The organism is Kitasatospora sp. NPDC056800 (genome assembly GCF_042789775.1).
GTDB lineage: Bacteria > Actinomycetota > Actinomycetes > Streptomycetales > Streptomycetaceae > Kitasatospora.
On the sequence record NZ_JBHUAL010000071.1, the window covers coordinates 26,460 to 38,332 of the forward strand.

11 protein-coding genes are annotated in these 11,873 nt (G+C 75.0%); 6 read left to right on the forward strand and 5 right to left on the reverse strand.

Annotation, left to right across the window (positions count from 1 at the left end):
* Positions 1 to 378: 378 nt before the first annotated feature.
* A complete protein-coding gene (locus ACFRQN_RS17935; protein WP_380741142.1) occupies positions 379 to 1,521 on the forward strand; it encodes a serine hydrolase domain-containing protein in 1,143 nt (380 codons plus the stop codon).
* Positions 1,509 to 2,075, forward strand: a complete 567-nt coding sequence (locus tag ACFRQN_RS17940) for a hypothetical protein (RefSeq protein WP_380741143.1) — start codon at positions 1,509 to 1,511, stop codon at positions 2,073 to 2,075. The genes ACFRQN_RS17935 and ACFRQN_RS17940 overlap by 13 nt, the downstream gene beginning before the upstream one ends.
* 88 nt (positions 2,076 to 2,163) lie before the next feature.
* On the opposite strand, the gene ACFRQN_RS17945 is transcribed toward ACFRQN_RS17940, so the two are convergent.
* The 3 genes from ACFRQN_RS17945 to ACFRQN_RS17955 form a co-directional block, all read right to left on the reverse strand.
* On the reverse strand, positions 2,164 to 3,558 hold the full coding sequence (locus tag ACFRQN_RS17945) for an alpha/beta hydrolase (RefSeq protein ID WP_380741144.1): 1,395 nt from the start codon (positions 3,556 to 3,558) through the stop codon (positions 2,164 to 2,166).
* Between the two features lie 171 nt (positions 3,559 to 3,729).
* Positions 3,730 to 4,539, reverse strand: coding sequence for an alpha/beta fold hydrolase (locus ACFRQN_RS17950; protein WP_380741145.1), 810 nt, complete (start codon positions 4,537 to 4,539; stop codon positions 3,730 to 3,732).
* A gap of 85 nt (positions 4,540 to 4,624) precedes the next feature.
* The gene (locus tag ACFRQN_RS17955; protein ID WP_380741146.1) at positions 4,625 to 6,136 is read right to left on the reverse strand and encodes a PQQ-binding-like beta-propeller repeat protein; all 1,512 of its coding nucleotides are present in this window, start codon (positions 6,134 to 6,136) and stop codon (positions 4,625 to 4,627) included.
* Between the two features lie 218 nt (positions 6,137 to 6,354).
* On the opposite strand from ACFRQN_RS17955, the gene ACFRQN_RS17960 reads away from it, so the two are divergent.
* Positions 6,355 to 7,131 carry a class I SAM-dependent methyltransferase gene (locus ACFRQN_RS17960; protein WP_380741147.1) on the forward strand — a complete coding sequence of 259 codons (777 nt, stop codon included), beginning with the start codon at positions 6,355 to 6,357 and terminating at the stop codon, positions 7,129 to 7,131.
* A gap of 169 nt (positions 7,132 to 7,300) precedes the next feature.
* On the opposite strand, the gene ACFRQN_RS17965 is transcribed toward ACFRQN_RS17960, so the two are convergent.
* Together ACFRQN_RS17965 and ACFRQN_RS17970 are read right to left on the reverse strand one after the other, a co-directional pair.
* The gene (locus ACFRQN_RS17965; RefSeq protein WP_380741148.1) at positions 7,301 to 8,809 is read right to left on the reverse strand and encodes a carotenoid oxygenase family protein; all 1,509 of its coding nucleotides are present in this window, start codon (positions 8,807 to 8,809) and stop codon (positions 7,301 to 7,303) included.
* Between the two features lie 41 nt (positions 8,810 to 8,850).
* Positions 8,851 to 9,459: a WHG domain-containing protein gene (locus ACFRQN_RS17970; RefSeq protein WP_375875513.1), complete on the reverse strand. Its 609-nt coding sequence runs from the start codon at positions 9,457 to 9,459 to the stop codon at positions 8,851 to 8,853.
* A gap of 151 nt (positions 9,460 to 9,610) precedes the next feature.
* On the opposite strand from ACFRQN_RS17970, the gene ACFRQN_RS17975 reads away from it, so the two are divergent.
* The 3 genes from ACFRQN_RS17975 (at position 9,611) to ACFRQN_RS17985 (ending at position 11,783) form a co-directional block, all read left to right on the forward strand.
* Entirely contained in the window at positions 9,611 to 10,408 is a 798-nt protein-coding gene (locus ACFRQN_RS17975; RefSeq protein WP_117487133.1) for a hypothetical protein, read from the forward strand.
* 323 nt (positions 10,409 to 10,731) lie between these two features.
* Complete coding sequence (locus ACFRQN_RS17980; protein ID WP_074002406.1) at positions 10,732 to 11,061, forward strand: hypothetical protein; 330 nt, start codon at positions 10,732 to 10,734, stop codon at positions 11,059 to 11,061.
* Positions 11,062 to 11,093: 32 nt separating this feature from the next.
* A complete protein-coding gene (locus ACFRQN_RS17985; RefSeq protein ID WP_380741149.1) occupies positions 11,094 to 11,783 on the forward strand; it encodes an alpha/beta hydrolase in 690 nt (229 codons plus the stop codon).
* Positions 11,784 to 11,873 lie beyond the last annotated feature (90 nt).

The following is an 11,873-nucleotide window of genomic DNA, read 5'->3' on the forward strand; positions in this document are numbered from 1 at the left end:
GTGTCGCTCCCTCGCTCGCTGCGGCAGCCGGGCTGCCGGGGCGCGTGATCGTCAACGCGCTCCGGACACTGTGCGCGGCGGACGACGGTGAGGGCAAGCCGTCCGCCCGGCCCGGCCGCTCACAGGCCGTTCGGGTGCCCCGACAGCCACCCGGCGTGCCGCTCCTTCAGCCGGTCCCGCTCCTCCGTCGACGCCAGGTAGACGTCCGCCCCGCCGTCGTACGGGTGGTACAGCCGCCGCAGGCCGGGGCCGGCGAGTCTGCCACATCCGTCCCACCCGTCCCGGCCTGGTGAAATCCCCTCGTCAGGGGCGCCGGGCTCCCGTAGCGTGGTTCGGTCGATCTTGAGGGCGGAACTGGGCAGAACGGGGCACCACATCATGCAGCAGCACCAGGGCTGGGCCGACGAGCGCTTCGGCGCCGTCGCGGACGTCTTCGCCGCCAACTTCGCCGGGTTCCCCGAGCTGGGCGCCGCCGTCACGGTATTCGTCGGGGGCCGGAAGGTGGTCGAGCTGTGGGGCGGCACGGCCGACGAGCGCACCGGGCGGGCCTGGGCGCAGGACACCCTCGTGCCCGTCTTCTCCTGTGCCAAGGGCCCGGTGAGCATCAGCGCCCACCTGCTCGCCGAGCGGGGCCGGCTCGACCTGGACGCGCCGGTCGCCCGCTACTGGCCGGAGTTCGCCCGCAACGGCAAGCAGGACGTCACCACCCGGATGATCCTCGGCCACCGGGCCGGCATCCCCGCCCTGGACGCGGTGCTCTCCTTCGAGGAGGTCGCCGCCTGGGATCCGGTGGTCCGGGCGATCGAGGCGCAGCAGCCGCTCTGGGAGCCGGGCACCGCGTACGAGTACCACGGCCATGTGCTCGGCTTCGCGGTCGGCGAGGTGATCCGCCGGATCACCGGGCTGACCCCGGGCGCGTTCCTGCGCAAGGAGATCGCCGAGCCGCTCGGCCTGCCGGTCTGGATCGGCCTGCCGGAGAGCGAACTCCCCCGCGTGGCCCGGCTGGTGGAGGCCGAGGGCCGCCGTCCGATGCCCGGCCCGGAGCACCTGCTGACCCGGATCGTCACCATGAACGGCGCCCTGGTCTTCCCCGGCCTGGACGTGCCGCACGGCTGGAACGACCCGGCGCTGCACGCGATCGAGCTGCCCGGCGCGGGCGCCGTCGCCTCCGCCACCGGCCTGGCGGGCCTCTACGCGGCGGCGGCCACCGGACTGGACGGCGCGCCCCGCCTGATCTCGCCCGACACGGTGACCGGCGCGGTGCGCGAAGTCTCCTCCGGGGCGGGCTTCCTGGGCTTCGACATGGGCGCCCGCTGGGGCTCCGGGCTGCTGCTCGACTCCCCGGCCTTCCGCCCGCTGCTCGGCGCGCGCAGCTTCGGCAACGACGGCGCCGGCGGCCAGTTCGCCTTCGGGGACGACGAGTTCGGCGTCGGCTTCGCCTATGTCGCCAACCGGATGATCGGCCACGGCGACGCCCGGGCGAACCGCCTGATCGAGGCGGTGCGCGAGTGCCTGGGCTGACCGGCTTCCTCCCGCTCGTCACCGTCCTGGCCACCACCGGCGGCCTCGGCGAGCTGCGCTACGGCGCCTCGCTGCCCGAACTCGCCGTCCACTACGGCGATCCGTGGGACGGCGGCGGCATCCACCGGGGCGACCGGTGGCCGCACGCCTTCTGCTGGGGCGACGTGCGGACGGTGTTCTGCCGCTGCCGCCGGCTCCACTCGCTCTCCCTGCCGGTCTGGCAGGGAGAGCTCGACCTCCCGCAGCCGGGCGGCGGTTCGGCGACGCTCGACACCCGCGTCTCCGAGGCCGACCTGATGGCGGCGCTGACCGCCACCGGCCACAGCTGGCAGACGGTGACGTACGAGAACCTCCCGGACCAGCGGAACCTGCTGTTCTCGCCGGCCGAGGAGGTCCGGGTGGAGCTGGTCCTGACGAACCGGGCGTCCCAGGACGGGCCGCCGCTGGAGGCGTGGGCGCTGCACAAGGCGTTGCTGTGGGGCTACGAACACCTCGACTGCCCCGAGCCCGACCGCTCCCTGCCCGACGACGGCTGGGGCGCGGCCGGGCCGTAGCGCGGCGGCGAGCCGTTCCGTCCCCTGCTCGGAACGGCCCACCGCCGGCGGCGGTCCACCGTCGGCCGCAACCCGCCGACGGCCCCCGCTACTTGAGCAGGAAGTCGTACACCGCCTGCCGCCCCGCCGGGTCGGCCGCCCGGGTCTGCACCGAGTGCGCCGCACCCGGGACGATCACGACCTGCGGGTCGTGCGCCAGCTCCGCCTGCTGGTACAGCCACTCGTTCGGCGTGGACAGGTCCCGGTCGCCGCCGAGCAGCAGCACCGGCACGTTCGGCAGCCTGCGGTGCGCCGACGGGATCGGCGGCACCTGCTCGCGCGGCCAGTCCAGGCAGACCAGTTGGCTGCCGAGCCCGGTCGCGGTCGCCGGGTCGTACGGCCAGGTCTGCTCGGCGGTCAGCCGCTGCCGGGTGCGCTCCAGCGCGGCCGCCCGGCCCTCGACGGGGGTGTCGGTGCTGCCCCACGGGAAGCGCGAGTCCGCGCAGACGGTGGCGGCGTGCAGGCCCTGGCTGAGCGCCTCGGCCGGGGCCGCGTCGTCCCGGTGGACGGTCTCGATGAAGGCCTGGAGCTTGGCGGGCTGCCCGGCGGCGGCCTCGTGCAGCGCCTCCGGGACCCCGCCGTAGTTCGGGTCGGTGAACTCGTAGCTGGTGAGGGCGTCCAGGACCTGCGCCCCGTTGCCGTACCGGCGGACGGTGGCGGCGAGGTCGGCGGCCGGGTCGGTGGTGCAGCCGGTGGCCTGGCAGGCGGCCCGCAGCACCCGGGCACTGGCGGGCAGGGCGGCCAGGTCGAGCGGGTCGTAGCCCTGCTGCGGCACCACCGAGTCGAGCACCAGCCGGGCCACGTGCGCCGGGTGGGCGAGCGCGTACCGCTCGGCGACGAGGGTGCCGTACGAGACGCCGTCGAGGGTCAGCCGCCGGTCGCCGAGGGCGCCGCGCAGCCGGTCGATGTCGGCGACGGTGTCCGCGGTGCTGTAGAAGCGGGCGTTGGGGCCCAGGGTGGCGGCGCAGTCCGCGATCGACTGCCTGCGCGGCACGGCGAGGTCGGAGGAACCCATGTCCTCCTGGAGGCCCGGGCACTGGAGCGCACGGGCGCCGGTGCCGCGCTGGTCGTACATCACCAGGCGGTAATCCTTGAGGACGGGCGCCATCTTGCCGGCGATCCGCTTCATCAGCGGGACGCCGGGCTGGCCGGGGCCGCCGGTGAGGAACAGCAGGTCGCCCTTGGGGGCCGCGGTGTTCCCGGCGACGGCCACGGCGAGGTCGAGGGTGCCGGGGACGGCGCCGCTGTGGTCGAGCGGGACGGTGAGGGTCCCGCAGGTGAACTCGGGCGCGTCCGGGCAGGGCGCCTGTCCGGTGATCCCGCCGCCGGGCCTGGCCGTGGCGGGTGTGTCGGCCGTGGCGGCCGCGGGAGTGGCCAGCGTGGTGCCGGCGACCACCGCGACGGCGCCCAGCAGGGCGGCGATGCGGCCGCGCTTGCTCGTCATGTGAGTCCTTCCGCTCGCACCGCGTCCGTACTGACGCGGGCACGGAAGTAGCCTGCGCCCGGGACGACGGCGAAGGCGAGCGGTTATCCGGGGATTCGACCAGGGGCGAATCCCCGACGGAGCCAGCGAAGGTGACGCACCGTCACATCAATCGCGGAAGCCGCGGCAGTCTCAGAGCAGCGCCCGCGGCAGCACCACCCGCACCCACTCCTCCGGCTGCGACAGGTGCGGGGCGTGCCCGGCGCCGCCGTACAGGTGGCGTTCCGCCTTGGGCAAGGTGAGGTCGATGAGGTCCAGCACCTCGGCGAACATCGGCGCGCTCTCGTCGCTCTGGGTGAGCAGCGCGGGCTCGCCGAAGCGGGCGAGCCCGATGAGGTCGAGGTCGAGCGCGTCCGGGTCGCGCAGCTCGTCCAGGTAGGTGGGCGCGTTGCGGATGTAGCTGTGCCGGACCGGCGCGGGCAGCTGCTCCCAGGCGCCGGGGCCGAAGGCGAGGCTGTCCACGTACAGTTCGGCGGCGGCCGCCGACTCGGCCTGTTCCAGCAGCTCCCGGACGGCGGCGATCCGGTCGGCGAAGCCGGTGCCGAGCGGTCGCAGGTCCGGGTCGGCGAGCAGGATGCCGGTGCCCGGCGGCTCGTGCACGGCGATCCCGCGCAGCAGGTCGGGCCGGGCGGCGGCGAGCCGGAGGACGACCAGGGCGCCGTAGGAGTCGCCGTAGGCGAAGGCGGGCGCGAGGCCCAGTTCGTGGATCAGCCCGGCCAGGTCGGCCGCGTCCTCGTGCACCGAACCCTGGGTGAGCGGGTCCTCGCTGCGGCTGTGCCCCCGGCGGTCGTAGGCGACCGCGGTGGTGGACTCCGCCAGGCCGGGCAGCACCCGCGCCCAGGAGTCCGCGTCGCTCCAGGAACCGTGCACCAGGACGACGCCGGGGCCCTCGCCACGGGCCTCGTAGTGCAGCGCCACCCCGTTCACCCTGATCTCGGCCATCACGAGTCTCCCGGTCTCGGCGGTGCTCCCCCACCAGACTGACACAACCACCCGAAAGGGTCAGGTCCGTCGGCGGCGGGCCCCGTCAGCTCATCGCCCGCACCGGCGGCTCGTCCCGCGTCCCGTCCTCCGCGACCACCGTGAACCGCTCCGCGTCCGACACCGACAGGTCCACCGGATAGAGCGACGCGGTGTCGTTGACGTCCAGCACGGCGCTCTGCCGCCCGGTCGCCGCCTCCACCCTGGTCACCCGGCCCCGGGTCATCGCCCACACCGAGCCGCCGTCCACCACCAGACCGGTCACCTGGTCGTCGAGCCCCGCCGTCCACCGCTTGCCGCCGTCCGTCAGCGAGTACGCCAGCAGCCGGCCGGTGGCGGTGCGGCTCGGGTGCTTGCCGCCGCTGATGCCGATGTCGCCGGGCTTCTCCCCCGGTACGACGAACAGGTCCCCGACCACCACCCCGCCGAACAGCGGCCGGGCGCTGAACTCGTCGAAGGCGTGCAGCCCGCCCAGCATCACGTCCAGGTCGTACTCGTCCCCGGCGACCGGTATCACCGCCCGCTGCCGGCCGGTCCGGTCGTAGCTGAGCACCGCGTGGGTGCCGCGCTCGGCCTGGGCGTCCACCCACACCGCGAGCGGGTCGACCGAGACCACCGCGAGGTTCTTCAGCCCGCCCGCCGCGGGCAGCGCGATCCGCCGCTGCTCCCGGCCGTCCGCCGGGGCCAGCGAGCGCAGCACGGGCGGCGCGGCGCCGCACTGCGCGACCGTGACGGCGTCCCCGGGCCCGCCCGCGACCTGCAGCGGGGTGCAGCCCGGGTCGGCCGCGCCGCGCCAGACGTCCCGGCCGTCGGCCAGCCGTACGGCGCGCCAGCCGGCCTTCTCCTGGAGGAGGGCCTGCTGCCCGGCCACCGCGACCACGTCCGGAGTCGCGTCGTCCCCGTCCCGGGCGGGCGCGTCCACGGCGGCGGTCCAGCCCTCCCTGCCGTCGGAGAGGTCGAGCGCGGTGACGGCGGAGCACGGCTTGTCGTGCGGCGCGTGGCCGATCAGGCCGAGGGCGCCGCCGCGGCCCGTGCCGTCAGGCCCGGTCGTCCGGCTCATCGCGCACACCGTGTCCTCCCCGGGCGGGGCCCAGTGCCAGGCGACGGCCCCGGTCGTCCGGCGGTACGCCACCACCAGGTCCGGCCGGGCCCGGACCACCAGGTCCCCGCTGGTCCAGCTGCCCACCGCGCGGATCGTCGACGGCCGGTCCAGCGGCGCCTTCCAGGAGTCGTTGAGGCCGTCCCCGGCGAAGCCGACGAAGATCCCGAGCCCCAGTACCGCCCCGACGGCGGCCGACGGGAACCCGGCCCTCGGGTGGATCAGCGCCCAGACGAAGCCCGCGCCGCAGGGCATCAGCCCCAGGATGCTGATGATCCCCATGTACGCGAGGCTGTCGCCGCCGAACCCGTTCGCCGGGCCGAACAGCACCGCCAGCCCCATGCTCGCGAACAGCGCCCCCAGCACCCCGCCGGAGACCACCATCCAGGTCTCCCGGTCCCAGGCGGACCACACTCCCCACTTCGCCCGGACGACACTGTCCTCGGGCCGAACGGCCATGCCGGTCTCTCCCCTGCGACGCGCCGCCCACCGCGTCGGGGCGACGATCATCGGATCGTCGCAGAGCGCGCCATGATCCGGAACAAAGAGCAGGGAAAACCCCGGCCATGACCCGCACATACCGGGCCCGGGGCGCCGGTGGCACCTGCTGTCCACGGCGCGCGCCGGGCGCGGAAATCGATTGCCCGCCCCTGGGCCGCTGACTAGCGTTGCCCGGCATGACCACGCCATCCACCACCCCCGACTGGCGCACCGCCAACCGCGCGAACTGGGACGAGCGCGTCCCCGTCCACGCCGCCGGCCCCTTCTACGACCTGCCCGGCTTCGTCGCGGGCCGTGACACCCTCCAGGACTACGAGCCCGCCGAGGTCGGCGACGTCACCGGCCGCGCCCTGCTCCACCTCCAGTGCCACCTCGGGCTCGACACCCTCTCCTGGGCCCGCCGCGGCGCCGTCGTCACCGGGCTCGACTTCTCCGCCCCGGCCGTCGCGGCCGCCACCGACCTCGCCGCCCGGATCGGCGCCGCCGACGCCCGCTTCGTCACCTCCGACGTCTACGCCGCCGCCGAGGCGCTCGACGGCCGGACGTACGACATCGTCTACACCGGCTTCGGCGCGCTCTGCTGGCTCCCCGACCTCACCCGCTGGGCCCGGACGATCGCCTCGCTCATCACCCCCGGCGGCTTCCTCTACCTCGCCGAGTACCACCCGGTGGCCGACGTCCTCGCCGACGACGGGCGCGGCTTCGCGGAGGACTACTTCGAGCGCACCCCGATCGTCGTCGACTACCCCGGCACCTACGCCGACCCGGACGCCCGGCTCGACTCCACCGTCACCGTCCAGTGGCAGCACGGCCTCGGCGAGGTCGTCACCGCCCTGGCCGACGCGGGCCTGCGCCTGGACTTCCTCCACGAGCACGCCCACGCCCACTTCCGCGTCCCCGCCGGCGCCCCCGCCCCGCAGACCTACTCCCTCCGCGCCACCCGGCCCCGATGACCCCGCCGGGGCGGCTCCGCCCCGGCTCCCAGGGCCTCCCCCTCGCCGCCCTCCCCACCCGCACCGCCCTCGCCGCCGTCGAGACCCCCGTCCCCTACGCCGACGCCCTCCCCCGCGGTGCCGCCGGGCGCGATCCCGCCCGTGCTCGCGGCGGGCACATTTTGGCCCCTCAGCTCCAGCCCGTGTCCCCGCCCCTGCCCGCGGTCCGGTCCCCGCCAGGCACCCTGTCCCCGCCAGGCACCCAGTTGCCGTGCAGGCCCAGGGGCACCCGCACCGGCAGGTGGATGCGGGCCAGGGGCTCGCCGGTGAAGTCCTGGGCGGCGAGGACCACCAGGTCCGCCGCTCCCCGCTCCGGGTCGTGGACGTACGCCATCAGGTACCCGTCGTCCTCCGCCGTCGGCGACTCGGCGGCCACGAACACCGCCTCGCCCACCGCCCCGTCGCGCCCGAACTCGTGGGCCTCGACGGTCCCCCGGCTCAGGTCGTGCTTGAGCAGGGCGTTGCTGAAGCCCTCGTCCGGGCGGTCGTCCCCGGGGCCGGTCGGCGGCGCGTAGAGCTCGACGGCGGCCGCGTAGCCGTAGCGGTAGGGGCGGCCGGTGTGCCGCGGGTTGAGGCGCGGGAACTCCTGCACCCGGTCGTCCAGCCGCTTTTCCCGGACCGTCCCCGCCGCCAGGTCGACCGTCCAGCGGTCGAGCGTGGGCCGGCTCGCGCCGATGTTCCGCAGGTCCATGCCCGGCGGGTGCCGCACGACGTCGACCACCAGCTCGTCCGCCGTCCGCTCGTACGCGTTGAGGGTGTGCCCGACCAGGTGCGGCGCGAGCTCGAACCACCGCACCGCGCCGCCCTCGCGCGGCATCACCCCGACCCGGACGGCGCGCCGCTCGTCCCAGGTGAAGGGCACCCCGGTGGCCAGGTGCGCCGGGCTGAACACCACCTGCGTGTCGTACAGCAGCACGAACCGCTCGGTGAGCGCGAAGTCGTGCATGTACGGGTTCCCGGGCACCTCGATCAGCGTGCTGCGCCGGACGGTGCCGGCGGCGTCCATCACGATGTGCTGCACCTGCTCGGAGCCGTACAGGAAGGCCAGCGAGTGCAGTTCCCCGGTGTGCGGGTCGACGACCGAGTGGGCGTTGGCGCTGTACCCCTCCGGCGTGGCGCCCAGCCCGCACGGCCCCACCGTGTCCAGCTCGTAGGTGAGTTCGTACGGGCGGATGCCGCCTTCGAGCAGCGCGTAGGTGCGCCCGGCGAGGCCCGCGACCTGCACGTTGGGGGAGATGTCCATCCGCTCGTCGACGGGCGTGCCGCGCCGGGGCTCACCGAGCCGGTCGGCGACCGCGCCGGAGCGGACCCAGCGGTTGCGGTACCACTCGGCGCGCCCGTCCCGGATCCGCACGCCGTGCACCATGCCCGCACCGAGGGTCCACAGGTGTGCGCCCGGGTCGTCGATGCCCAGCGGGTTGGGGCCGTTGCGCAGGTAGCGGCCGTCGAGGTGGGCGGGGATCCGGCCGGTGACGGGCAGGTCGTAGGCCGTGACCTCCTCGGTCACCGGGGCGAAGTTCCCGGAGACGTAGCGGCTGCGCCTCGTACCGTTGTTGCTGTTGCCGTTGCTGTTGCTGATCGCGCCGTTGCCGTTGCTCTTGCCGATCGTGCCGTTGCGGATCGGGTCGCCTGGGCTCATCGTCTCGGCCTCTCGTCAGGTGATGGGGTGTCCGGACTCGTTCACGAACCGGCGCCGAACGCCCGCCCCAGTGCGGCCATCAGCGCCTCGTAGCGCGCCCCGGCCTCGGCCGACGCGAAGTGGCCGGCGAGCTCCAGGCTCACCGCACCGTGGGTGGCCGCCCAGAAGAGGTTGGAGACCTCCAGGGCGTCGCCGGGCCGGAAGACCCCGGCCGCCATGCAGGCCTCGACGGCGGCCACCGAGGCGCCGAACGCGCCGTCGGCCAGGGCCAACGCCTCGGCGCTGGGCCGGAATCCGGGCACCGGCTGCTCGAACATCACGCGGTAGTAGGCGGGTTCGGTAACCGCCCGCTCCCGGTAGGCGCGGCCGAGCTCGGTCAGGTACTCCAACGGGTCGCTCCCGCGCGGGACTTGCTCCTGCGCCCGGCGCAGTCGTGCGAAGCCCTCCCGGTACAGCGCGTCGAGCAGCCCCTCCTTCCCGCCGAACATCGTGTACAGCACCTTGGTCGAGGAGCCGATCTCGGCGGCGATCCGGCGCACGGTCAGCGCGGCGGGGCCTTCGGCGACGAGGAGGGAGATGGCGCGGTCAAGGATCACGGCGCGTACGGCATCCTGGCCGACCCGCTGCGCGTCCTGGTAGGGCGTGCTCATGGGTAACAACGTAACCGATCGGAAACAGTGTTACCAGCCTTTGCGGGCAAGGGATTTCACCACCCACCCGGCCCGACCGCCCGGCCGCCCCGACCGGCTGTCCGACCACCCTGACTAGACTGGCGCGCTCCACAGCCGAGGGGAGTCAGCGATGAGTGGTGCCACCCGCTGCGACGAGGTCGCGGCCGAGGCGGGCTTGGGCGAACGGCGGCGGCTGTACCGGACGAGCCGCCGGATCGGCGACGGCGTGGGCAAGTGGGGCCTGGGTCTGCCCGGCATCCTCGTCCTCGCCGCCTCCGGCTGGACCTGGTGGGGCGCCGTCCTCGCGGTCGCCGCCGTGGCAGCGGCCGCCGTGGCCTACCAGAAGGTCCCGCCGCGCTCCGGGCTGGTCGCCGTGGCGCGCTACCAGGGCGGCCTCGTCCTCCACCACGCCGGCGGCGACTTCCGCGCCCTCCCCTGGGACGCCATCGAGAGCTACGAGTACATACCCTCCCGGATGGAGTTCCGCGGCAACCTGAGCGTCGAGCACTTCGGCCGCGTCCTCATCCTCGCGCGCGGCCGCGAAACCCCCTTCGTGGTCTCGAAACTGGCGGGCCGCTACGAACCGGGGCTGGCCGAGGCCATCCGCGCGGGCCTGCTGCCGCGCTACACCGCGCCGCTGCACGAGCGGTTCGAGGAGGAGGGACACGTCCTATTCGGGACGGTGCTCGCCGTGCTGCCCGCGGGGCTCCTCCTCGACCCCGACGACGACCACCCCACGGCCCCGCTGCCGTGGAGCGACCTCCAGGACATCAGCGCCGAGGACACGCGCGAGCTGCGGATCACGGAGCGCACCGGACCGGGCCGGGGCGGACGGGTCGTCACCCGCGTGCTCGCCGACGCGGACGTCGTCGCGGCGTTCGTCCGGGAGACCCGGGCGAAGCTCCTGGCGGAGCAGCGCCCGGAGTGACCGCCCCCTGTGACCGCCCCGTGTGACCGCCTCGCCCGACCGGCCCTGCCCGCACCCCGTGCCGCCGCCGGCCGACTCGACGGCCGTCCGCCAGGGCGCGCCAACCCCGCGCTACGGCCGGACAGTTGACATGCGTCGGGCATCCGCCGGGGCACCGGCGGCACCGGGTCCGCACGTCGTGCTGCGCCGACCGGGTCAACCTCGGCGCCGGACTGTACGCGCACGCCCGGTCGGCTCGTTCTGCTGTACATGCCTCCCCTGATCCCGATGCCCTCACCGCTGCCCGTACGCGGCACCGCGCGGACCACCGCACGGAGGTCCCCGTGGCCGTGATCGGCCGTGCGGCGGCCACCGTGGTCGCGCTGGGCATCCTGCTCATCCCGACGGCCGTCACGGCGGGCACCGACCTGCCGCCCGAGCCCGGTGCGGGCTGGTGGGAGGTGTCGGCCAACGCCGCCAACGTCCGGGTCGACCACTTCGGCGAGGAGACCGTCATCGGACTCGCCCGTTCGGGTGACCGGGTCGAGGTCGTGGACACCTGGACCTCACCGCTCGGCGCCCGCTGGGCGAAGGTCATGGTGGAGCGCACCCGGGTCTCCGGCTGGGTCCTGTGGTCCCTGCTCGCGCACCGCGACCCCTCCTCGGAACCGTAGAATCCGCCTGTACACATCAGGAGGGAATTCGCGTGTTCCGAGCGCAGCGTCCGCGCACCGCAGAGCTGACCCCACGACGGGGCGAGGAGCCGGTCACCGGCGTCGCCCTGCTGCTGCCGGGCGGGTTCCTCCGCAGTCGGCGCGCACCGATGCGGGTCGCCGAGCTGGGCCTGCGGGACCTGGCCACCGAACTCACCGACCGCGGCCGGCCGCACGGCCTCGCGGTGCACCTGCTGCGCTACCGCCACGGCGGCTGGAACGACGCGGACGCCGACACCGCCGTCGACACCTGCTGGGCGCTCGACGAGCTGGCCCGGCTCTACCCGGGCGCACCCGTCGTGCTGATCGGCAACTCGCTGGGCGGGCGCGCCGCCTTCTGGTGCGCCGGGCACCCGTCGGTGGTCGGCGTGGCCGGGATCGCGCCGTGGCTGCCCAGCGGCGACCCGGTCGACCAGCTGGCCGGGCGGCGGGTGCTGATCGTCCACGGCACCGGGGACCACAGCTCGGCCAGCGCCACCCAGTCCCTGGAGTACGCGCTGCGCGCCCGGCGGGTCGCCCCGGACCTCGCGCGGTACGAGGCCCCGGGCGCCAACCACCTGCTGCTCCGCGAGTCCCGCGACATCAGCGCGCTGACCACCGCCTTCACCCTCGGCGTCCTGGGCGCCGAGCCCGCTCCGCTGGTGGCGGGAGCGGTCTGCACCCGGCTGCCGGCGCGGGTGTAGCCGGCGCTCCCCCAACCGCTGTCGCGTCCCGCGTCCCGCGTGGTCCGCGTCCGCACCCCGGGCCTCCCCTGCCGATCGGCAGGGGAGGCC